20 protein-coding genes and 1 pseudogene are annotated in these 20,783 nt (G+C 71.7%); 8 read left to right on the top strand and 13 right to left on the bottom strand.

Annotation, left to right across the window (positions count from 1 at the left end; all coding sequences use genetic code 11):
- Positions 1-280 precede the first annotated feature (280 nt).
- Together MTQ01_RS08590 and MTQ01_RS08585 are read left to right on the top strand one after the other, a co-directional pair.
- Positions 281-1,852, top strand: a pseudogene (locus MTQ01_RS08590) (DEAD/DEAH box helicase); the annotation flags it as partial.
- 30 nt (positions 1,853-1,882) lie between these two features.
- The gene (locus tag MTQ01_RS08585) at positions 1,883-2,728 is read left to right on the top strand and encodes an alpha/beta fold hydrolase (protein ID WP_247488254.1); all 846 of its coding nucleotides are present in this window, start codon (positions 1,883-1,885) and stop codon (positions 2,726-2,728) included.
- A gap of 93 nt (positions 2,729-2,821) precedes the next feature.
- On the opposite strand, the gene MTQ01_RS08580 is transcribed toward MTQ01_RS08585, so the two are convergent.
- From MTQ01_RS08580 to MTQ01_RS08565, 4 genes are all read right to left on the bottom strand, one after another.
- The gene (locus MTQ01_RS08580) at positions 2,822-3,427 is read right to left on the bottom strand and encodes a MarC family protein (RefSeq protein WP_247488252.1); all 606 of its coding nucleotides are present in this window, start codon (positions 3,425-3,427) and stop codon (positions 2,822-2,824) included.
- A gap of 190 nt (positions 3,428-3,617) precedes the next feature.
- Positions 3,618-4,463: a PHP domain-containing protein gene (locus MTQ01_RS08575; protein WP_247488251.1), complete on the bottom strand. Its 846-nt coding sequence runs from the start codon at positions 4,461-4,463 to the stop codon at positions 3,618-3,620.
- Positions 4,464-4,756: 293 nt separating this feature from the next.
- Positions 4,757-5,395, bottom strand: coding sequence for a DUF6758 family protein (locus tag MTQ01_RS08570; protein WP_247488249.1), 639 nt, complete (start codon positions 5,393-5,395; stop codon positions 4,757-4,759).
- Between the two features lie 43 nt (positions 5,396-5,438).
- Positions 5,439-6,074, bottom strand: a complete 636-nt coding sequence (locus tag MTQ01_RS08565; protein ID WP_247488247.1) for a suppressor of fused domain protein — start codon at positions 6,072-6,074, stop codon at positions 5,439-5,441.
- A gap of 493 nt (positions 6,075-6,567) precedes the next feature.
- Here MTQ01_RS08565 and MTQ01_RS08560 point away from each other — a divergent pair, with 493 nt between their 5' ends.
- Together MTQ01_RS08560 and MTQ01_RS08555 are read left to right on the top strand one after the other, a co-directional pair.
- Positions 6,568-7,701 carry a magnesium and cobalt transport protein CorA gene (locus MTQ01_RS08560; RefSeq protein WP_247488245.1) on the top strand — a complete coding sequence of 378 codons (1,134 nt, stop codon included), beginning with the start codon at positions 6,568-6,570 and terminating at the stop codon, positions 7,699-7,701.
- A 210-nt stretch (positions 7,702-7,911) separates the two neighbouring features.
- On the top strand, positions 7,912-8,448 hold the full coding sequence (locus MTQ01_RS08555; RefSeq protein ID WP_247488243.1) for a hypothetical protein: 537 nt from the start codon (positions 7,912-7,914) through the stop codon (positions 8,446-8,448).
- A 222-nt stretch (positions 8,449-8,670) separates the two neighbouring features.
- Here MTQ01_RS08555 and MTQ01_RS08550 read toward each other — a convergent pair whose 3' ends face one another.
- The gene (locus MTQ01_RS08550; RefSeq protein WP_247489140.1) at positions 8,671-9,369 is read right to left on the bottom strand and encodes a hypothetical protein; all 699 of its coding nucleotides are present in this window, start codon (positions 9,367-9,369) and stop codon (positions 8,671-8,673) included.
- Positions 9,370-9,563: 194 nt separating this feature from the next.
- Here MTQ01_RS08550 and MTQ01_RS08545 point away from each other — a divergent pair, with 194 nt between their 5' ends.
- Positions 9,564-10,736: an Mrp/NBP35 family ATP-binding protein gene (locus MTQ01_RS08545; protein WP_247488241.1), complete on the top strand. Its 1,173-nt coding sequence runs from the start codon at positions 9,564-9,566 to the stop codon at positions 10,734-10,736.
- A gap of 117 nt (positions 10,737-10,853) precedes the next feature.
- Here MTQ01_RS08545 and MTQ01_RS08540 read toward each other — a convergent pair whose 3' ends face one another.
- From MTQ01_RS08540 to sigE, 5 genes are all read right to left on the bottom strand, one after another.
- A complete protein-coding gene (locus MTQ01_RS08540) occupies positions 10,854-11,519 on the bottom strand; it encodes a hypothetical protein (RefSeq protein ID WP_374207654.1) in 666 nt (221 codons plus the stop codon).
- A 257-nt stretch (positions 11,520-11,776) separates the two neighbouring features.
- A complete protein-coding gene (locus tag MTQ01_RS08535; protein WP_247488237.1) occupies positions 11,777-12,271 on the bottom strand; it encodes a sec-independent translocase in 495 nt (164 codons plus the stop codon).
- Positions 12,272-12,392: 121 nt separating this feature from the next.
- A complete protein-coding gene (locus MTQ01_RS08530) occupies positions 12,393-14,225 on the bottom strand; it encodes a trypsin-like peptidase domain-containing protein (RefSeq protein ID WP_247488236.1) in 1,833 nt (610 codons plus the stop codon).
- Positions 14,226-14,357: 132 nt separating this feature from the next.
- A complete protein-coding gene (locus MTQ01_RS08525; RefSeq protein WP_247488234.1) occupies positions 14,358-15,287 on the bottom strand; it encodes a zf-HC2 domain-containing protein in 930 nt (309 codons plus the stop codon).
- Positions 15,284-15,970, bottom strand: coding sequence for an RNA polymerase sigma factor SigE (sigE, locus tag MTQ01_RS08520; protein WP_247488232.1), 687 nt, complete (start codon positions 15,968-15,970; stop codon positions 15,284-15,286). Before sigE ends, MTQ01_RS08525 begins: the two co-directional genes overlap by 4 nt.
- 316 nt (positions 15,971-16,286) lie before the next feature.
- Here sigE and MTQ01_RS08515 point away from each other — a divergent pair, with 316 nt between their 5' ends.
- A complete protein-coding gene (locus tag MTQ01_RS08515) occupies positions 16,287-16,970 on the top strand; it encodes an O-methyltransferase (RefSeq protein WP_247489139.1) in 684 nt (227 codons plus the stop codon).
- A gap of 168 nt (positions 16,971-17,138) precedes the next feature.
- Here the strand turns inward: MTQ01_RS08515 and MTQ01_RS08510 are convergent, their stop codons facing one another.
- Positions 17,139-17,306, bottom strand: a complete 168-nt coding sequence (locus tag MTQ01_RS08510) for a DUF3117 domain-containing protein (protein ID WP_181354972.1) — start codon at positions 17,304-17,306, stop codon at positions 17,139-17,141.
- A 285-nt stretch (positions 17,307-17,591) separates the two neighbouring features.
- Between MTQ01_RS08510 and MTQ01_RS08505 the strand changes: the two genes are divergently transcribed.
- Positions 17,592-18,380 (top strand): enoyl-CoA hydratase/isomerase family protein, encoded by a 789-nt coding sequence (locus MTQ01_RS08505; protein ID WP_247488230.1) that lies wholly within the window; start codon positions 17,592-17,594, stop codon positions 18,378-18,380.
- 76 nt (positions 18,381-18,456) lie between these two features.
- Here the strand turns inward: MTQ01_RS08505 and MTQ01_RS08500 are convergent, their stop codons facing one another.
- Together MTQ01_RS08500 and MTQ01_RS25275 are read right to left on the bottom strand one after the other, a co-directional pair.
- On the bottom strand, positions 18,457-19,044 hold the full coding sequence (locus MTQ01_RS08500; protein WP_308294372.1) for a DNA-3-methyladenine glycosylase I: 588 nt from the start codon (positions 19,042-19,044) through the stop codon (positions 18,457-18,459).
- Positions 19,041-19,646 carry a DivIVA domain-containing protein gene (locus tag MTQ01_RS25275; protein ID WP_374207653.1) on the bottom strand — a complete coding sequence of 202 codons (606 nt, stop codon included), beginning with the start codon at positions 19,644-19,646 and terminating at the stop codon, positions 19,041-19,043. Before MTQ01_RS25275 ends, MTQ01_RS08500 begins: the two co-directional genes overlap by 4 nt.
- Positions 19,647-19,861: 215 nt before the next feature.
- Here MTQ01_RS25275 and folP point away from each other — a divergent pair, with 215 nt between their 5' ends.
- Complete coding sequence (folP, locus tag MTQ01_RS08490) at positions 19,862-20,722, top strand: dihydropteroate synthase (protein ID WP_247488228.1); 861 nt, start codon at positions 19,862-19,864, stop codon at positions 20,720-20,722.
- The last annotated feature ends 61 nt before the right edge of the window (positions 20,723-20,783 follow it).

Genomic DNA, 20,783 nt, shown 5'->3' with positions numbered 1-20,783 from the left:
GGAGGCGAGGGCCGCACTCGGGAGGGGCTCGGCGCGGTGGTGTGAGCCATTCGTCCCGGTACACCTGCACGATTTGGAGGTACAGTGATATAAGCCCGTCGATCACCGGCGGGTTCGCGCATGAACGCGGATGCCCGGTCGGTAGCACGATCGGCTCCGACCAGACCGCCCTCCCCACCTTCGAGGGACCGCTCGCGTGATATGAGCGCTTGAGCGAGAGCTAGTGGTCCTGCGCCGCGTGGCGAACACGCAGGTGCGGTACGACCCGCCTCGCCGACTTGTGTCGCGTCTCACAGAAGAGGCAAGCATCCTGTCCACCACGACTTTCCGCTCCCTCGGAATTCTCTCCGAGACGGCCGAGGCCCTTGAAGCCGTCGGCATCACCACTCCCTTCCCGATCCAGGAGCTGACGCTTCCGGTCGCCCTCGCGGGCAAGGACGTCATCGGCCAGGCGAAGACCGGCACGGGCAAGACCCTCGGTTTCGGTCTGCCGCTGCTGGAGTCCGTCGTCGTCCCCGCCGACGTCGAGGCGGGCCGGGCGCAGCCCGAGCAGCTGAGCAACGCCCCGCACGCGCTGGTCGTCGTCCCGACCCGCGAGCTGTGCCAGCAGGTCATGAACGACCTGCTCACCGCCGGCAAGGTGCGCAACGTCCGCGTCGTCTCGATCATCGGCGGCCGTCCGCACGAGGCCCAGGTCGAGGCACTCAACAAGGGCGTCGACATCGTCGTCGGCACCCCCGGCCGCCTGCTCGACCTGGCGGGTCAGCGCAAGCTCGACCTCAGCCAGATCCGCGGGCTGGTGCTGGACGAGGCCGACGAGATGCTCGACCTCGGCTTCCTGCCGGACGTCGAGAAGATCATCGAGAAGCTGCCGGTCAAGCGTCAGACGATGCTGTTCTCCGCGACGATGCCCGGCCAGGTCATCTCCCTGGCGCGGCGCTACATGTCGCAGCCCACGCACATCCGTGCGACCTCGCCGGACGACGAGGGCGCGACCGTGGCCGCGACCAAGCAGCACGTCTTCCGCGCGCACAACATGGACAAGCCGGAGATGCTCTCGCGCATCCTCCAGGCCAAGGACCGCGGTCTGGTGATGGTCTTCACCCGCACCAAGCGCACCGCGGCCGACCTGACCGAGCAGCTGACGCGCCGCGGCTTCGCGGCCGGCTCGGTCCACGGCGACCTCGGCCAGGGCGCGCGGGAGCAGGCGCTGCGCGCGTTCCGCAGCGGCAAGGTCGACGTGCTGGTGTGCACCGACGTGGCGGCGCGCGGTATCGACGTCGAGGGCGTCACCCACGTCGTCAACTACCAGACGCCGGACGACGAGAAGACCTATCTGCACCGCATCGGCCGCACCGGCCGCGCGGGTGCGACCGGCACCGCGGTCACGCTCGTCGACTGGGACGACATCCCCCGCTGGCAGCTGATCAACAAGGCGCTCGGCCTGACCCACAACGACCCGCCCGAGACCTACTCCACCTCGCCGCACCTCTACGAGGAGCTGGGCATCCCGGAGGGTACGAAGGGTGTGCTGCCGCGCGCCGAGCGGACCAGGGCCGGGCTCGCCGCGGAGGAGCTGGAAGACCTCGGCGAGCCGGGCGGCAGGGGCCGCGGTCGCAGCGCCAAGGGTGCCGCGCAGCCCAAGGAGAGCGAGCGGCCCCGCAGCCGCTCCCGCTCCCGCACCCGCCGACGCACCCGCAACGGCGAGCCCGTCAGCGGTGCGCAGGGCGAGGAGAGCAAGAGCGCTCCGGCCGCCAAGCAGAGCGCCGAGGCACCTCGCGCCGAGGGTGAGGGCGGTGCCCGCAAGCCGCGGCGTCGCCGTCGTCGCACCCGCGGCGAGGCCGGGACGCAGTCCGCAGGCTGAGGCGGGTAGCGTCGCGGCATGAGTAAGCCGCCGACGCTTGAGCTTCCCGAGGGCGCCCACGCCCGACAACTCCGTACGCCCCGCGGTGAGTTCGCGGCCCACGAGGCCGGCGAACCCACCCGGGGCACGGTTTTGCTCGTACCGGGTTTCACGGGCAGCAAGGAAGACTTCATCACGCTGCTGACGCCGGTGGCGGAGGCCGGGTACCGCGTGGTCGCGGTCGACGGCCGCGGCCAGTACGAAAGTGCGGGCCCCCAGGAGGCTTCCGGGTACGCGCAGCCGGAGTTGGCCGCGGATGTGTCGGCCCAGTGCGACGCGCTCGGCGGCGGGGTGCATCTGCTCGGACACTCACTCGGCGGACTGATCTGCCGGGCCGCCGTGCTCGCCGAGCCGAAGGCGTTCCGTTCCTTCACGGTGATGAGCAGCGGACCGGCCTCCGTCGGTGACCAGCAGCAGGAGCGGCTCAAGCTGCTGCTCGGGGCCCTCCCGGTGCTGGACATGGCCGCCATCTGGCAGGCGATGCGCGATCTGGACCCGCCGGAGGCGGCGGACGCGCAGACCCCGCAGGCGGTGCGGGACTTCCTCCGGCGGCGCTGGATGGCCACCGACCCCCGCCAACTGATCGCGGGCGCGGAGCAGTTGCTCTCCGAGCCGGACCGGGTGGACGAACTTGCCGCGCTGGACCTCCCGTACCACGTGCTCTCCGGTGAACGGGACTACGCGTGGCCGGTGGAGCTGATGGACGACATGGCGCACCGGCTCGGCGCACGGCGTTCGCTGATCCCGGGAGCGGAGCACTCGCCGGCGGTGGAGAACCCCGCAGCCACCGCACAGGCGCTGCTCGCCTTCTGGCAGCAGCACTGACACGTCGTCGCCCGGTCCTCGCCGTCGCGGGGCCGGGCGGCATTGTCGGGGCACGGACGCCGGGACGGGCCGCGAGCGCCGGGCCGGCCGGGATCAACCGCCCCTGATGAACTGGGTGACGCCGTTGGCGATCTGCTGGACCGCGATCGCCGAGAGCAGCATGCCGGAGAGCCGGGTGACCAGTACGACGCCGCCCTCCTTGATCACGCGCACGATCGCCAGGGAGAACCGCATCGTCAGCCACAGCACCAGGTGGATCGCGCCGATCGCGCACCACACGGCCGCGTTGCCGGCCAGGTCGTCGGCCTTCTCCACCGCGAGGATCACCGCGACGATCGCACCGGGGCCGGCGAGCAGCGGCATGCCGAGCGGTACGAGCGCGGCGTTGACCTCCTTGGTCTGCTTCGGCTCGTCGGTCTTGCCGGTCAGCAGGTCCAGGGCGACCAGCAGGAGCAGCAGCCCGCCGGCGACCATCAGCGCGGGCATCGAGACATGGAGATAGTCCAGGATCTGCTTGCCCACGAGGCCGAACAGCGTGATGACGCCGCAGGCGACCAGAGCCGCCTGCCAGGCCATCCGCCGCTGCACCTTCACCGGTCGCCCGGAGGAGAGCGCGAGGAAGATCGGCGTGATGCCGGGCGGATCCATGATCACGAAGAGCGTCAGAAAGAGTGAGCCGAAGACGGCGGCGTCGAACACGGTGGGGCCTCGAATGGGTGCGAACGGTTTGGGAGTGAGTGCGACAGCGCGCGCAGCGAACAGCCCGACGTCCTCGGCAGACGCGCTGCGGTCACCGGACGCGGTCGGCGCGGGAACGGGCGCGCAAGGACGGGCGCGAACCGCCGGGCAGTGCGCGAGAGGTGCCGGGCCGCGGCACGGGAGCGGTGGTTCAGCCGGTCAGCGGCGCGGCGCCTGAGCCGCGGTCGGCGATCTGGACGTACACATCGGGCTCTGTGGTGTGCTCGCCGAGCTGGCAGGCTTTCCGAGCGCCGTGGTAGTCGCTGGAGCCGGTGGTGAGCAGGCCGAGTTCGCCGGCGAGCCCGCGCAGTCTGGCTCTGACGTCCCGATCCTGCTCCGGGTGGTCCACCTCGATGCCGTCCAGTCCTGCCTCGGCCAGCTCCGCGATGGCGCTCTCCGGCACGCACTGCCCGCGTTTCGCCGCGAGGGGATGTGCGAAGACCGATACGCCGCCGGCGGCTCTGATCATGCGGACCGCACGGAAGGGGTCCAGCTCGTGTTTCTCCACGTAGGCCCGCCCGTCACCGCCGATCCACTCCGAAGTGAAGGCGTCCGAGACGGAGTTCACCACGCCGCTCTCCACCATGGCGGTGGCGATGTGCGGCCGTCCGATGCTGCCGTCCCCCGCGATCTCCAGCACCCGGTTCCAGGTGATCGGCACGCCGAGCTGTCGCAGTCTGTCGACGATGCCCCGGGCGCGCGGAACCCGGTCGTCCCGCAACAGATCGCGTTCGCGGGCGAGTTCGGGCTCGGCTGGGTCGAAGAGGTAGCCGAGCAGATGCAGACTCACACCGTTCAGCCGGCAGGAGAACTCGGTTCCGGTGACCAGCGTCAGCCCGGACGGCAGTGCCTCCGCGGCCTCCCGGTGGCCGGCGACGGTGTCGTGGTCGGTGAGCGCGACGACGTCCAGACCGCGTGCGGCGGCGTTGCGCACCAGCTCGGCGGGGGTGTCCGTACCGTCCGAAGCGGTGGAGTGCGTGTGCAGATCGATGCGCACAGCGGCTCCCGGTGTTCGGCGGACAGGACGACAGCGATTCTATCGAGGCGGCGACCGGTGCCGGGCCGGGTTCGGCGTGAGGCCGGACACGGTCCGGCGGCGTGCCCGCGGCCGGCGGGCGGGACGTCGGGACGTTCGGACGGACGCGGCGACCTCGCGGAGCCTGCGGAGCCCTGCCGACGTGCCGAACGGACGCGCCGTATCGCAGACGCGCCGGCGGTCTACGAGCCGGCGTTGGTACGAGCCGTCGTTGGCACGTCGTCGGAGGGGCGTCCGGGCGGACGGCCGGGAGATCAGTCGAGCAGTCGGGGCGAGAGTGCGCCGCAGGGCAGCAGGTCGACCTCGGCACCGGCGTCGCGCAGATCGGTCAGTATCAGATCGTCGTAGAGGACCATCCCGGACTCCATCGGCCACACGACCGCCCACAACCACAGTCCGCGGGCCTCTCCGGCGAAGACCGCGCGGTCCTCGGGCGCTCCGTGGACCTGCCACAGCGGGGTCGGGCGTCCGGCCGCGAAAACCTTCGTGCGGGGCGCCTCGCCCATCGCCAGCGCAGGGCCGGGGTCGGGTCCCGGGATGCCGGCGTACCGCGCGCCCAGGCCGACGCCCAGTTCCTCGGCGATCAGCAGCAACTCCCCCGGCCCGCCCAGCGGTCCGGGTCCCGAACAGGCGACCGCGGTGGCTCGGCCCCCGCTGCGGTCGTCGCCCGCCGACGCCACTCCCGTGTAGAGCCAGCCGAGCGGCAGCGGCCACGGCATCCAGACCGGAACCCGGGTGCGGCTGACCACCACGCCGAGCGCTTCCACGCTTGGCGGGACCACTGGTTGCAACGGATGCACGGTGCCGTGCTCGTCGCACTGCCAGGAGTCGTCAAAAAGGCCGGGCGCCCTGACCCGACCACCGCATTTCGGGCAACTCGGTTCGCCCCTCATGGGGCCTTACGGTCCTATCCCCGGGGCCCTTCGTCAAGGACGGTCACCCGGTCAGTGGTACCGACCGGCGCGCCGGATCGCGCAGATCCGTGCCCTCGGCGAGCCAGCGCTCCTCCAGCGCCTGGGCACCGTGAACCCGCTTCCACGCCGCCTCGTTGGGCGTCATCGGGAGCAACGGCAGAAAACGCACCGGATCGTGTGGTTCTTCCAGCTCCAAGTCCGTTACCAGGCCACCCGATTCGGCGACCAGCACCGAGGTGAACGGAGCGCCGGGCCACAGCGGCTCACCCACGTCCAGCGAGGCTCCCGGCGCCACGACGACGCCCTCCACCTGCGGAGAGGCGGCCAACACCGCAAGCGGTCGGAGCAGTTTGTCGGTGTCGGGAACGTCCTCGGAGGTGGCGGATCGCGCACCGGACCGGCTCAGGGGGCGTACGGAGAGCAGCAGTTCGGCGCGTGGCCCGCGGTCCGGATCGGCGAGCGCCGCGGTCGGATCGGTCATCGGCGCTCCCGACATGCCGAGGGTGGCGTACCGCAGCACGGGTCCCTCGGCGCTGTCGGCGGTGAACCGCAGCACCTCGATCCGCTCGGTGCCGAGGAAGGTCACCGCAGCACGTGCGTCGGGCTCCCCCAGCTCGCTGACCAGCCGGGCTTCCACCAGTTCGAGAACGCGATTCATACGGCGAGTTTATGGCGTGCAGGCCGGGCCGGTGGAGGCGGCAACGGGCTGGTATGGATTGAGCAAAGAGCCGCCCGAGAGCAGGCCGGATGCGGCTTTCGGGCCCCTGTGCCAGTGTTACCGTTGAGCGTCCGTCAGGCATTGCTGATCTTCCCCGAGAGGGGACTGGCCGGAGGAGGTGGGGCTCTCGTGGATCTTCCCAGTCGACCATCCGGCAGCAGCCACTCTCCCGATCCGGCAGCGTCCTGACTCGCTCGGCAACGCCCGGAGAATCCGGTCCGATGGTGCACACCACGACCTCTCGGCGACTTACCGCAGCTACGTTCCGCGTCTGTTTTCCACTCGCGCTTTCGTCGTAGCCCTGCGGGCCGCTCCCTGAAACGGGACCGGCCAAGCCCCGCGGACCCGGCATTCCCCCGCACGCCCTGCGCACTCCTCGCCGCTGACGGTCCACACCGCCACCGTCCTCCCGCGCCCCGCGAAGGAGTTCCGCATGTCGATGATCCGTGAACTGCGTTCTGTCGTCCGTCCCTCGTTGCGGCGCGAGCGTCGGACACCGCACGAGAGGCCGCTCGGTTCCACCGTCGCGCTGCCGAGCGCGGTGGTGGACTGCGCCGTGTACCGCGAGGGGCGGCGGGTCGCGGAGTGCCTGCGTCCGGAGGAGGCGCTGCGGCAGGTGCGCCGGGGCACCGGGGAGTTCGTCTGGATCGGGCTGCACGAACCGACGGAGGCCGAGTTCGCCGGAATCGCCGCCGAGTTCGGCCTGCACCCGCTGGCGGTGGAGGACGCGGTGCAGGCCCACCAGCGGCCCAAGCTGGAGCGGTACGACGACTCGGTCTTCACCGTCTTCAAGACGGTCCACTACGTGAATCGCGCGCTCACCGCCGGCGCGGTCGAGCAGGAGCGCGCCGCCGCGCAGGTGGTGGAGACGGGCGAGGTCGCCTGCTTCACGGGGCTCGACTACATCATCACCGTGCGGCACGGCGTGCAGGGCTCGCTGCGGGCGCTCCGACACCGGCTGGAGCAGGACAGCGAGCGCCTCGCGGCAGGACCGAGCGCGGTGCTGCACGCGATCGCCGACCAGGTGGTGGACGGTTACCTCGCGGTGGCGGCAGCCGTCCAAGAGGACATCGACGAGGTGGAGATCGACGTCTTCTCGCAGTCGGGCGCGGCCGGGCGTCGCGGCGGTGACGCGGGCCGCATCTACCAGCTCAAGCGCGAGGTGCTGGAGTTCAAGCGCGCCGTCTCCCCACTGCTGCGGCCCATGCGTCAGCTCAGCGAGCGGCCGATGACAATGATCGAGCCGGACATCCAGAAGTACTTCCGCGATGTGGCCGACCATCTGGCCAGGGTGAACGAGCAGGTGCTCTCCTTCGACGACCTGCTCAACTCCATTCTCCAGGCCAACCTGGCGCAGGCCACGGTCGCGCAGAACGAGGACATGCGCAAGATCACCGCCTGGGCCGCGATCTTCGCCGTACCGACGATGATCGCCGGGGTGTACGGCATGAACTTCGAGGTCATGCCGGAGACGGAGTGGACGTACGGATATCCGATGGTGATGGCGTTCATCTGCGCCGCGTGCTTCGCCATTCACCGGGGCTTCAGGCGCAACGGCTGGCTCTGATCCGCTTCCGGTCCTCGCCAAGTGCACGACCGGGGAGCGGAGTCGGCTGCGGGTCGATGTGCGGATCGGTGTGAAGTCGGGGTGCGGAGTCCGGGGTGCGGAGGTGTGTGCGCGTCCGGTGCGCGGGCCGCGCGCTGCGCTGCCGGCTCCCCGCAGCGGACGGAACCGCCTCCGCCTTCGGATGTTCGGGCCCCGCGATAGGGTCGGCGCATGACCGAGACCGCTGATCAGCCACTCCTCTCGCGGGCACTGATCGAGGAGACGGCCAAGAAGTCCGGGCTGCTCTGGGTGCGCGGGCCCTACGGCCCTTCGCGCGCGCTGTGGCACGTGTGGCACGAGGGTGCGGTGTGCCTGGTGACGGGCCCGGGCGAACAGCCGGTCGACGGGCTGGGGCTGACGGAGGGCAACACCGCCACGGTGACGGCGCGCAGCAAGGACAAGGGCGGCCGGCTGGTCGCCTGGCCGGCTCGCGTCACGGAGCTGGCGCCCCGCTCGCCGGAGTGGGAAGCGGCGGTGACCGAGCTGAAGGGCAAGCGGCTCAACGCCCCCGACTCGGAGAATCTGACCGCTCGTTGGGCCTCCGAATGCCGGGTGCTCCGGCTGGAGCCCGCGGGCGAGCCGACGCAGCGTCCCGGTGCGATGCCGGACGGCTCCACCGCGGCCGTACCGCTCCCGACCCCGGCCACCACCCGGAACCCGGCGCCGGCCGGGTTGCCGAAGCTGCTCTTCCGCCGCCGGCGGAAGTAGGCCCGGACGACCGCGAGTTCCCGGAGTTCGCGCCCCGCCGCCGTACGGCCCGATCAGCGGAAAGCCCGTCCGCGGTGGGCGGCTCGTCCCGGTGGCAGCTTCGTTCGCGCCCCGCCGCCGTACGCGCCGACGGGCGCGGAGGTCGACAGCCGCTGTGCGCCGCAGTGAGACGCGCGCCGGGTCCGCCGGGCCCAACTCCCCTACGAGCACGCGCAGTTGCGTTCAGCCGCCGCTGAGACCGCTTCCCGCGCCCGGCTCGCCGTGGTCGACGGTCTGCTCCTTCTTCGGCTTGCGCAGGGTGAAGTCCTTGCCCCACTCGGCCATCTCCACCACACCGGCCCCGCCACCGCGCTCCAGACGCAGCGGGTAGGGCTTGCCGACCAGCGCCACGTCCAGGGTTCCGCCACCACCCTCACCGGCCATGACCTGCACGGTGCGTACGCCGCCGATCTCGTTGCGCTCCCCGACCTCGCGCTCGCCGTCCAGGCTCAACAGCCCCTCCAGCAGCACCTTCATATCGGTGAAGGCGCTCAGCTGCTTGTACGAGGGGTCCTCGGAGTGGACGCGTACGTACTTGCCCTCCAGCTTGCCGGCGGCCTGCTTGTCGGCAGCGCTCTGCTTGCCGCCCTTGCCGTCGTGGGCCCAGAAGTCGGCGTCCGCCTTGAGGTAGAGCGATTCGGCGAGCCGCAGCAGCTCGAAGCGCGGCCCGTCCTTGGCGGAGACCTCGCCGACGCCGCCGTTCTCCTTCAGCCGCATGTCGATCCGGTACGAGCTGCCCTTGCTGACCACCGTGCCCGACAGCCGCACCGCGTCGGCGCTCTCGGCGCTCTTGCGGGCCTTGGCCTCGATCTGCTTGGCGGTGAGTTTGCCCACTCCGTTGGTGCCCTCGTCGGGGTCCTGCTCCTCGCCACAGCCGGTCATCGCACCGGTGAGGAGCACCAGCCCCAGAGCGATCGCCGAGCGGCACACGGCTCGAGAGGGAGGTACTCGCTCGGAGTGTGCGCTCACAGACGTTCGTCCTCCCGGGTCCCACGGTTGTCGGAGCAGACGGCACCTTACCTTTTCGCGCCCGGGGACCATTCAGTGGAACCCCCGGGGCGCCGTACCATCGACGTATGGCTACCGACACGTACGGGCCCGCGTCCGGCGAATCACTCCCCACCGAGGACTCGGTGCGCGCCGCGCTGGCGACGGTGAACGACCCGGAGATCAACCGGCCCCTGACCGAGCTGGGCATGATCAAATCGGTCGGCATCACCGCCGGCGGCGCCGTCGCTGTGGAGGTCTTCCTCACGGTCTCCGGCTGCCCGATGCGCGAGACCATCACCTCCCGCGTCACCGAGGCCGTCGAACGCGTCGAAGGCGTCACCGCGGTCACCGTCACGCTCGACGTGATGAGCGACGAGCAGCGGCGCGAGCTCGCCGACACCCTGCGCGGCGGCAAGACCGAGCGCGAGGTGCCCTTCGCCCAGCCCAACTCCCTGACGCGGGTGTACTGCGTGGCCTCCGGCAAGGGCGGCGTCGGCAAGTCCTCGGTGACGGTCAACCTCGCCGCGGCGATGGCCGACGACGGGCTCAAGGTCGGTGTCGTCGACGCCGACATCTACGGCCACTCGGTGCCCCGGATGCTCGGCGCGGAAGGCCGCCCGACCCAGGTCGAGGACATGATCATGCCGCCGTCGGCGAACGGCGTGAAGGTCATCTCCATCGGGATGTTCACCCCGGGCAACGCCCCGGTCGTCTGGCGCGGCCCGATGCTGCACCGCGCACTGCAGCAGTTCCTCGCGGACGTCTACTGGGGCGACCTGGACGTGCTGCTGCTGGACCTTCCCCCCGGCACCGGTGACATCGCCATCTCCGTCGCCCAGTTGATCCCCAACGCGGAGATCCTGGTCGTCACGACGCCGCAGCAGGCCGCGGCCGAGGTCGCCGAGCGCGCGGGCTCCATCGCCGTGCAGACGCACCAGAAGATCGTCGGCGTCGTGGAGAACATGTCCGGGCTGCCCTGCCCGCACTGCGACGAGATGGTCGACGTGTTCGGCAGCGGCGGCGGTCAGCGGGTCGCGGACGGCCTGACCCAGACCACCGGCGCTCAGGTGCCGCTGCTCGGCTCGGTGCCGATCGACGTCCGGCTACGCGAGGGCGGCGACGACGGGCGGCCGGTCGTGCTGACCGACCCCGACTCCCCCGCCGGTTCCTCGCTGCGCGCGATCGCGGGCAAGCTCGGCGGCCGTCAGCGCGGACTGTCCGGGATGTCGTTGGGGCTGACCCCGAGCAACAAGTTCTGATCCCGCCGCCCACTGCGGGCGGTGGCATGAGTGGGGCGGACCACCGCGCGGTGGTCCGCCCCACTCATGCCCGCGGCGCCTGCGCGGTCGACGCCGGCGCCGCCTGCCCGATCCGCCTCAACCGCTGTACGCCGTCAGGTCCTTGACCGCGCTGAATCCCAGCCCGTACGCGCTCAGGCCGCGGCCGTACGCGCCGAGGTGCACACTGTCGCCTGCCGTGCCGGCCAGCACCCAGCCGTAGTCGGACTCGCGGTAGTGGAAGTCCGCGGGCACGCCGTCGACCGGCAGGGACAGGGTGCTCCAGCCCTCACCGCCGAGGTTGTCCGCGAGGTCCCAGGCGATGTCGGTCTGCTGGTCGAGCCAGGCCTGGCGCAGCGCACGCTCCATGTGGGTCGGCCAGGTGCAGGAGAGCAACCCGGAGCCGGCGAGCCAGGCCGCCGACGCCCCGCTCGTCGCGTCCAGCACACCCGTACCGTCGGCGCTGGCCCGCACCGGCCGGGTGGCCACGGTGACGACCACGGCGAAGCGCTGCACCGCGGGGTTGGTCTCGAAGCGCAGGGAGGGCTCCTCGCCGTGCCCCATGGCTCCGTGCTCCACGGTGCCGTCGAGGCCCGTACGGACCTGCCCCACCCAGCGACGACCGCTGAACGCCTCGTCCAGTCCGTACCAGGGGAACTGCGCCGCCTCCGCCAGCGCCGTCAACTCTGCGGTATCCGCTCTCCGCTGCGGAGCGGACGGACCGCCGGCGCGCCCAGGCGCTGTGGCCCGACTCGTTGTCTCCATCTGCGCGAAGCCTCCTTGTACCCCGTTTGTCATGGTCGTCATGCTCCCCGTTCGCCCCTCCGCTCGGAGCTGCCGCTCAACTGCTGCGGCGTGACGCTCCGTTGCACGGACAGGCTCCTGGGACCGACCCCGGACACAGGGAGGATAGCCACCTTCACGGCTCTCGGCGGGCATGACGGACATCACACCGCTTGCTTCGGCATACCGGCAACAGGGGGCGAAGAGGGCTCCGTCACCCCCGCGGAGCAGCAGAAAGCTCAGGTCGCGTCGGGGTCGAAAACCGGTGGAGTACCGGCAGCAGAGCCATTGACAGGCTTGGAGAGGTCAGGAGACTTTGTGAGGTTGGGCGTCTTGGCCGTCTCGGCCGCCTGCTCGCTCTCCGGCTTGCGCAGCAGCTCCGGCGGACCGTCCGAACCTCCGCCGTTCTTGTAGATGTTGACGGCGTCGCTGACCTCGTTCAGCTCTTTGCGCAGGTCCAGGCTCTCGCGCAGCTCCTTGATGCCCAGATCGTCGTTCTCCATCAGATGCTTCTGCGCGAACCGCTTGGGGTGCAGATCTTGGAACTCGAAGTCCTTGAACTCCGGACCCATTTCCTTGCGGATGTCGTCCCGCGCGGTGTCCGAGAAGCTACGCACCTTGCGGATGAAGCCCACGATGTCCTGAATGAGCTTGGGTAGCTTCTCGGGTCCGAAGAGCAGCATGCCCAGGATGATGAGCACCACCACTTCCATCGCCCCGATGTCGAAGATCACGGTGCCACTCCCTCAGAAGTTCCCTGCCTCCGGCCTGCGGAGGTCCACGGCGCCACGGTACCCGGCACTGGTGTGCGAGCGGGAGGGAGCGGGTCGAGTTCGACCCGGGCACAGCCGGCTGTCACCCGCTGCTCCCCGAACCGAGCGTCAACTTCACGCTGCGTTCCTTGCCCCCGCGCTCCACCGTCAGCTCCAGCTCGTCGCCGGGCTTGTGGCTGCGGATCTTGACGATCAACTCCTCGCCGCTGCGCACCCGGGCGCCGTCCACCGCGGTGATGAGATCGCCCTCCTTCATCCCCGCGTCGTCGGCCGGCCCGCCGGGCACCACGCCGGGCTGGTCGCCCTCGCCGCCACCGACTCTGGCGCCCTCCTCGGACTGGTCGGCGATGTCGACGCTGACACCGATCACCGGATGGGTGGCCCTGCCGTCGTTGATCAGCTCCTCGGCCACTCGCTTGGCCTGGTTGACCGGGATCGCGAAGCCGAGACCGACCGAACCGCCGCGCTGCTCGTCCGCACCGCCGCCACCGCCCTCGCCGCTGCGAATGGCGGTGTTGACCCCGACCACCCGACCTCTGGTGTCGACCAGCGGGCCGCCGGAGTTGCCCGGGTTGATGGGCGCGTCGGTCTGGAGCGCGTTGACATAGCTGATGTCCGTGCCGTCGCCCCGGCCGCCCGCGGTCACCGGACGCTCCTTGGCGCTGATGATGCCCGTGGTGACCGTGCCGGCCAGGTCGAACGGCGAGCCGATCGCCACCACCGGGTCGCCCACCTGCACGGACTCGGAGTTGCCCAGCGGAAGCGGACGCAGCCCGTCGACCCTGTCGACCTTCACCACCGCCAGGTCGTAGCCGCCGTCGCCGCCGACGAGTCGGCCGCGCACCGTCTCGCCGCCGTTGAAGGTCACCCCGATACGGCCGCCCTGGGCTGCGGAGCGCACCACATGGTGGTTGGTGAGGATGTGGCCCTTGTCGTCGAGGACGAAGCCGGTGCCCGTCGACTGCCCCGAACCGCCGCGAACGTGCAGGGTGACCACGCCGGGCAGCGTGGAGGCGGCGATACCGGCGACGCTGTCCTTGGGCCGGTCGCCCCCCTCACCGGCCGGCTGGGAGAGCGAGACACGGCCGAAACCGCCGTTGCGCTCGACATACATGCCGACCGCACCGCCGACCGCACCCGCCAGCAGGGCGACCAGCAGCGCGCCGACCAGCAGCGTGCGACCGCGGGGACCGCGGCCGTCACCGGAGCCGGTGGGCGGCGTCGGCCCCTCGCCGGGCCCGCCGGGAACGGCCCACGGGTCGTACCGGTGCTGCCCGCCGCCGGTGTGGGAGGCGTGTGAGGCATCGCCGGGCGAGTGCTTCCCGGGGTGCTGCGGGGTGTGTGCCACCGCGGCGACGCCGGTGCCGTGGGCGGGAGTGCCCGGCACGGGCGGTGCAGGCGGTACGCCGGTCCCGTGGGCCGGGGTGCCCGGGTGCGGGTGGGCGCCGGGCGCCGGAGTCCCGTGGGACGGAGTGCCGCCGGGCACGCCGTGGGCGGGTGTGCCGTGCGGTGGAACAGCCGTGCCGTGGGCGGGAGTCGGCGGCACGTGGGCACCCACCGTGTGCACACCGCCCGGAGGTGTGGAGCCGGGCGGGGGCACCGGGACACCGTGTGCGGGCGTCGGCTGCGCCCTGGGGTGCTGCACGGGCGGGGCGAGCGCCCACGGACCGGGACCGCCGTACGGGGGTGTGCCGTACGGGTCCTCGGGGTGCAGCGGAGTGGCAGCGGCCGGCACCCGGCTCTGCCCGGACCCCGTCCCCTGCGGCGGCACTTCTTCCGGCTCGGCGGGGGCGCCCGGCACATCGCGTGCCGACACCTCGCCGGTGGCACCGACGATCACGTCGTCGGAACCGGCGTTGCGACGCGGCCTGTTCCACCATTTCGGCCTCGGCTCGGAGCCGCTCGACTCATCCATGCTTTTCCCACACCTCACGCGTTCACCCGGGAGCCCTCCCGGGCACTGCCACTGACGAATTGAACCAGGCGCGCGAGGCGCCGCGCAGGCAACCGTCCGCCCCTGGACAACTCGGCGCCCGGGCGGCGGAGGTCAGGGGTGGGAGGCCGGCGGAGCACCCGAGCCGTCGGCGAGCGAACCGGGCGGCTGCGGGCCGGCCGGAGAACCGTTTGCGCTCGGCATCGCGTACGGTCTCGCTCCCGAACGCCCGCTGGCAGCGCCGTCGGTGGTCACCGGCACACCGCGATGTGCGACAGCCAGGGCCAGCGGGGGCGAGAGGAGCGGCAGGGATGCCCGGCCTGCGGCCAGCGGCCCGAGGCCCGGCGCGTATATCTCCTGGCCGCGGGAGCCGGCGGCCCACCCGGCCTGCTCCCTGAGCGCAGTCAGCGGACTGCTGTGCGTGGTGGGCTGTGCGTACGGGCCCGCTGCCCGCTCGGTCACGCCCGACTCGCCCCGCCGCTCGCCGCGCTCGACACCGGCCGCGGGGACCCTCGCGGGGGCGGCCGTCGTCGGGCTACCCGAAGCGCCCTGCCCGGAACTCACCACACCGCCCAGGGCGACTGCGGCTAGCGAGACCGCTCCTGCCGCAGCGAAGGCGAACCGGCGGCCCCGTGCCGTCCGCTCCGCCTCGGAGGGGCGATGGGTGCGGAAACCACGGGGGGAGTCGAGGACACCACCGCCGGAGAGCGCGCTGTGGTGGCCCGCTCCCGGGGTCAGGGGGTAGTGGATGCTCAGCCCGCCCGAGGCGCCCGGGCCGAAGTAGTCGACCGGCCCCTCCCGGCCCGCGCCCGGAAGGCCTTGGAGTCTGGCCAGCAGCCCGTCCGACAGGGGCGGCGGTGCACTGCCCGCGCAGACGCTCTTGACCCTGCGCTGCGCGTCGGCCTCGGCCTTGCAGTCGGGGCAGGTCGCCAGATGGGCGAGCACGCGTTCTCGGGGCTCGTCCGACAACTCGCCGTCGATCAGCGCCGCGAGCCGGTCTCCGAGGTGCAGCTCCACCGGTGTCGGCTCAGCTGAACCGCTCACCGCGCACCACCTTCCGCCAGGGGTGCGTCGACGGCTCCGACGGGCACCGGCTGCTCGACCACCGGGAGTTCGGACCTGCGGGCGGGCGAGCGGTGCTTGAGCGACTTGCGCAGCTGCGACCTGCCCCGGTGGATCCGGCTGCGCACCGTGCCGAGCTTGACCCCGAGAGTCGTGGCGATCTCCTCGTAGGAGAGGCCCTCGATGTCGCAGAGCACCACCGCCGCGCGGAACTCCGGCGCGAGGGTGTCCAGCGCGTGCTGGACGTCCGCGTCGAAGTGGGTGTCGTTGAAGTGCTGTTGAGGAGAGGGCTCGCGGCTGGGGAGGCGCTCGGCGGCGTCGTCGGCCAGCGCGTCGAAGCGGATCCGCTGCTTGCGGCGGACCATGTCCAGGAAGAGGTTGGTGGTGATCCGGTGCAGCCAGCCCTCGAAGGTGCCCGGCGTGTAGGTCGACAGGGACCGGAAGACACGGACGAAGACCTCCTGAGTGAGGTCCTCGGCGTCGTGCTGGTTTCCGGTGAGGCGGTAGGCCAGGCGGTACACCCGTGCGCTGTGCGTGCTGACGATCTCCTCCCACGAGGGAGGCGTCCACGTCTGACTCTCCGCGTCTTCGGCGAACACCGCTGTCGCGGGCGCCTTGGCGGACGCGGAAGTAGTGGCGGGACTGCGGTCAGCGTTGTCGGTCACAGATGTTGGCTTGCCGGAACACCAGCGGGGAAGCCGAAGCGCCCGCCGATCACCGGCCGAAGCCGCACCTCCCCTGTCGGCTCTGGTGGTGTCCAGTGGAGCACTCACCTTAGCCATCTGCCCCGTTAGCTCCGGATAAGCATTTTCGGACGGCTTGTGCACCGACCTCCTGTGCCCCAGTCCCATTCACGGACCCCCGTCACAACTGGCGCGTGCGCCACGCCTCGGTCACCTGATGGTTTCAACGCGCGATCCCGTATCCAGGTTCCCGGGGCCAGCGGATACAGTCACGTTGACGCACGTAGACCACGCAGACCTGGTCCACGGGGACAGGAGACGGACCATTACCGGCAACCGGCAGACGAGTTGGGCGTTCGCCGAAGCGTACGGCGTCGACCACGTCGACACTGCTGCGGACGCCGCACTCAGCTGGGCGCACAGCCGGGCCCGCGAAGCGGGACTGCGACCGGTGTCGGACGGTACGGGCTCGGCACTGCGGCTCCTCGCCGCGGCCACCGACGCCAAGGCCGTCGTGGAGATCGGCACCGGCACCGGCGTCTCCGGCATCCACCTGCTGCACGGTATGCGCCCCGACGGCGTGCTGACCACCGTGGACGTCGAGCCCGAGCGCCAGCAGTTCGCCCGCCAGGCCTTCCGCGCCGCCGGTTTCGCCGGCAATCGCGCGCGGTTGATCGCGGGGCACTCGCTGGACGTGCTCCCCCGCCTCGCCGACGGCGCCTACGACCTCGTCTTCTGCGACGCCGACCTCCAGGAAACTCTGGAGTACCTCGCCGAATCGCTGCGCCTGCTCCGCGCGGGCGGCCTGGTCTGCTTCGAGGGGGTCTTCGCGGACGGCCGCACGGTCGACTCCTCCGCCCAGACCGAGGACGTGCTCAAGGTCCGCGAACTGCTGCGCACGGTGCGGGACAGCGAGGAGCTGCTGCCGACGCTGCTCCCGGTGGGCGACGGGTTGCTCTGCGCGATCAAACGCACCCGCTGACAGCGCCGCGCAGCACGGCCACGCGAGCCCGTCCCGAACCCCGAACCCTTTCCGCCGCGCCCGATCGCCCACCGCGGACGCCGGCCCGGGGACGACGAGGCCCCCGGTACGGCGTCAACCGTCCCGGGGGCTCTCGTGGAAATCACCACAAGGTGCGTCGGCCGACCGCTAGCCGGTGACCTTCTTCAGTTCCTCACCCAGTGCGACCGCTTCATCCGGGGTCAGCTCGACGACGAGTCGTCCACCGCCTTCGAGCGGAACGCGCATGATGATGCCCCGCCCCTCCTTGGTCACCTCTAGCGGACCATCGCCCGTCCGCGGCTTCATGGCCGCCATGCTCGTTCCCCTTCCTGAAACCAGCTCGAACCAGCTCGTCGCAGGCGACAACCCAGATGTCACCGGCATCGAACACATCGCTTCACCACCATTATCCCGCATCGCAGGACCCGTTGACCAACATCGGCAGGCATCTTCTGTGCAACGCGCCCAGTCAAAACGGCATATACCGCTGCGACGCCCGTCATACTCCGCCACCGGCACGCCTCCAGTAGACACAGGTCACACCGCGCGTCGCCGTCGGACGACCTGTTCGCGCCCGTTGATCTCCGCCATGCTGGGCCCATGGCCGACACCGTTGCGCACGACACGACCGACGGCCTCGCGACGATCACTCTCAACCGTCCCGAGGCAATGAACGCCCTCAACCGCGAGACCAAGGAGGCGCTGCGGGACGCGCTGGAGGCAGCCGCCGCCGACACCTCCGTGCGCGCCGTGCTGCTCACCGGCACCGGGCGCGCCTTCTGCGTCGGCCAGGACCTCAAGGAGCACATCGAGGCGCTGCGGGAGCACGGGGGCGAGGCGCTCACCACGGTCGACGACCACTACAACCCGATCACCCGGGCGATCGCCACCATGCCCAAGCCGGTGCTGGCCGCGGTCAACGGCGTCGCCGCCGGAGCCGGGTTCGGATTCGCCCTCGCCGCCGACTACCGGATCGCCGCCGACACCGCTGCCTTCAACACCTCCTTCGCCGGGATCGCGCTCACCGCGGACTCGGGCATGTCGTGGACGCTCCCCCGGCTGGTCGGGCCCGCCCGGGCCGCGGATCTGCTGCTCTTCCCCCGCTCGGTGAAGGCGGACGAGGCGCTGGAGCTGGGCCTGGTGCAGCGCGTGGTGACCGCCGAGGAGCTGCCGGACGCGGCCCTGGAGCTGGCACGCCGACTGGCGCAGGGGCCGACGGCCTCGTACGCGGCGCTGAAGGAGTCGCTCGCGTTCGGCGCCGAGCACACGCTCGCGGAGACCCTGGCCAAGGAGGCGGAGCTGCAGGTGCGCGCCGGCTCCTCCGAGGATCACCGCATCGCGGTGGAGGCGTTCGTGAAGAAGGAGAAGCCGCGCTTCCTGGGGCGCTGAACGCGGTTCGCACCCCGCGCCGGCGGCACCCCGCGCTGCAGCGCCACGCGGGGCGCGAACGGCGCGGGCCCCGGCTCTACGGCCGGGGGTTGCGGAAGGCGCAGTCGGCCAGGTGGTCGTTGACCAGGCCGCACGCCTGCATCGCCGCGTACGCCGTCGTCGGCCCGACGAACCGCAGCCCGCGGCGTTTGAGCTCCTTGGCCAGTGCGCCGGAGGCGGCCGTGCTGGCCGGAACGTCGCCGAGTGCGGCCGGCGGGGAGCCGGCCGTGGGCGCGAACGACCAGATGAGCGCGTCGAGTTCGCCCTGCTGCCAGCCGGCGAGCACGCGTGCGTTGGAGAGCGTGGCGTCGATCTTGGCGCGGTTGCGGATGATGCCCGCGTCCTGGAGCAGCCGCTCCCGGTCGGTGTCGGTGAACCCGGCGACCACCGCGATGTCGAACCCCGCGAAGGCCGTACGGAACCCCTCTCTGCGCCGCAGGATCGTCAGCCAGGAGAGTCCGGACTGGAACGCCTCCAGCGACAGCCGCTCGAAGAGCGCGTTGTCGCCGTGGACGGGTCGGCCCCACTCCTGGTCGTGGTACGCGCTGTAGTCCTCGGGGCCCGCGCCCCAGGGGCAGCGCGGCAGCCCGTCGGCGCCCTGCACGGTGTCGCCCTGCCCGCTCACCGGTTCTCCCGACCGCCGCCACTGCCGCGGGGAGTCGCACCGGGCGCGTCCCCGACGTCATCCGCGGCGCCGGCGTCCCGTGCGTCGCGAATCGTGCACGGACCGCTCGGCGGCTCGGCGTCGTGAACGTCGTGCTCGTCCGCCTCGGCGTCGAGGCCCGTACGGGAACGGTGCAGGCTCGCGGTGGCGCGCGGGAAGCCGTCCTGCGGCTCCGGCTCCGCCCCGGACGGCGGCACTTCACCGGTGCGGCGCGGTTCGTCCAGAAGCTCGCCGGCCACCGCGTCCGCCTGGGCACCGGCGAGCGCCGCCTCCAGTTCGGCGATCCGCGCGTCCCGCTCGGAGAGCTCCGCGCCGAGCCGGTCCAGGGCGTCGTCGACCTCCTCCATGCGGTATCCGCGCAGGGCCAGCGGCAGTCGCAGCGAGTCGATGTCCGTGCGCGCCACCGGACGGTCGGGCGGCAGATCGCCGGCGAGCCGCTCCGGTACGGGGTCGGCGAGTCCGCCGACCACACGATCGCCACCCCTGCCGACACCGCTGCCGCTCACCGCGAGCGTGACCGCGCCGATCACCAGGAGCAGCCCCAAGAGCAGAAACCAGAACACGACCGTCGCTCCCCGCCGTACCGTCCGCCGCACAGCCGCGGCTCCCCCGATCCTGCCATGCGCACGGCGGCCGGCGACGCCCCCGGGGCTGCCGGCGCGCAAGCGGCGCCACCGGCCCGGTCCCCGGCCGGCGCACCCGAACGCGGTTGTCAGCGGCCGGGGTTAGGGTCACGACGAACGCTTCACTCCGCTCCCCCACTCAGGAAGGACGCCTCATGCTGCGGCTGGGACAGCGGGAGTTCGGTGCACACGAGCCCGTGATCATGGCGATCGTGAACCGCACCCCCGACTCCTTCTACGACCGGGGCGCCACCTTTCGCGACGAGCCGGCTTTGGACCGCGTCGAGCAGGCGGTCGCCGAGGGTGCCGCGATCGTCGACATCGGCGGGGTGAAGGCGGGCCCGGGCGACGAGGTCACCGCCGAGGAGGAGATCCGCCGTACGGTCGGCTTCGTCGCCGAGGTACGCAGACGCTACCCCGACGTGGTGATCAGCGTGGACACCTGGCGGCACGAAGTGGGCGAGGCCGTCTGCGAGGTGGGCGCGGACGTGCTCAACGACGCCTGGGGCGGCGTCGATCCCCGGCTCGCGGAGGTGGCGGCCAGACACGGCGCCGGACTGGTGTGCACCCACGCGGGCGGCGCCGAGCCCCGCACCCGACCCCATCGGGTGACGTACCCGGACGTGATGGCGGACATCCTGAGCGTGACGACCGGGCTCGCGGACCGCGCCGCGGAGCTCGGCGTGAGACGGGACGCGATCATGATCGACCCCGGCCACGACTTCGGGAAGAACACCCGCCACTCGCTGGAGGCGACCCGCAGGCTGGAGGAGATGACCGCCACCGGCTGGCCGGTGCTGGTCTCGCTCTCCAACAAGGACTTCGTCGGCGAGACCCTCGACCGGCCCGTCAAGGAGCGGCTGATCGGCACGCTGGCGACGACGGCGGTCTCCGCCTGGCTGGGCGCCCAGGTCTACCGGGTCCACGAAGTCGCCGAGACACGGCAGGTGTTGGAGATGGTGGCCTCGATCGCCGGCCACCGCCCACCGGCCGTCGCCCGACGCGGACTCGCCTAGCCGAGGGGCGGCTGCGGTGCGCGGCCGCGTACGCCGGTCGGTCGGACGGGCCGGTGTCCGG

The organism is Streptomyces sp. XM4193, from assembly GCF_023072595.1.
In the GTDB taxonomy this organism is placed as follows: Bacteria; Actinomycetota; Actinomycetes; order Streptomycetales; family Streptomycetaceae; genus Streptomyces.
Note: the sequence above shows the minus strand (reverse complement) of the source record. Positions and strands in the feature narration are given on the sequence as shown.

Bases quoted from the DNA above. Each gene is read 5' to 3' on its own strand.
- MTQ01_RS08560 (WP_247488245.1), top strand. From the start codon at position 6,568: ATGTCGATGATCCGTGAACTGCGTTCTGTCGTCCGTCCCTCGTTGCGG.
- MTQ01_RS08570 (WP_247488249.1), bottom strand. From the start codon at position 5,395: ATGAGGGGCGAACCGAGTTGCCCGAAATGCGGTGGTCGGGTCAGGGCG.
- MTQ01_RS08565 (WP_247488247.1), bottom strand. From the start codon at position 6,074: ATGAATCGCGTTCTCGAACTGGTGGAAGCCCGGCTGGTCAGCGAGCTG.
- MTQ01_RS08550 (WP_247489140.1), bottom strand. From the start codon at position 9,369: ATGACCGGCTGTGGCGAGGAGCAGGACCCCGACGAGGGCACCAACGGA.
- folP (WP_247488228.1), top strand. From the start codon at position 19,862: ATGCTGCGGCTGGGACAGCGGGAGTTCGGTGCACACGAGCCCGTGATC.
- MTQ01_RS08510 (WP_181354972.1), bottom strand. From the start codon at position 17,306: ATGGCGGCCATGAAGCCGCGGACGGGCGATGGTCCGCTAGAGGTGACC.
- MTQ01_RS08555 (WP_247488243.1), top strand. From the start codon at position 7,912: ATGACCGAGACCGCTGATCAGCCACTCCTCTCGCGGGCACTGATCGAG.
- MTQ01_RS08545 (WP_247488241.1), top strand. From the start codon at position 9,564: ATGGCTACCGACACGTACGGGCCCGCGTCCGGCGAATCACTCCCCACC.
- MTQ01_RS08585 (WP_247488254.1), top strand. From the start codon at position 1,883: ATGAGTAAGCCGCCGACGCTTGAGCTTCCCGAGGGCGCCCACGCCCGA.
- MTQ01_RS08505 (WP_247488230.1), top strand. From the start codon at position 17,592: ATGGCCGACACCGTTGCGCACGACACGACCGACGGCCTCGCGACGATC.
- MTQ01_RS08530 (WP_247488236.1), bottom strand. From the start codon at position 14,225: ATGGATGAGTCGAGCGGCTCCGAGCCGAGGCCGAAATGGTGGAACAGG.
- MTQ01_RS08540 (WP_374207654.1), bottom strand. From the start codon at position 11,519: ATGGAGACAACGAGTCGGGCCACAGCGCCTGGGCGCGCCGGCGGTCCG.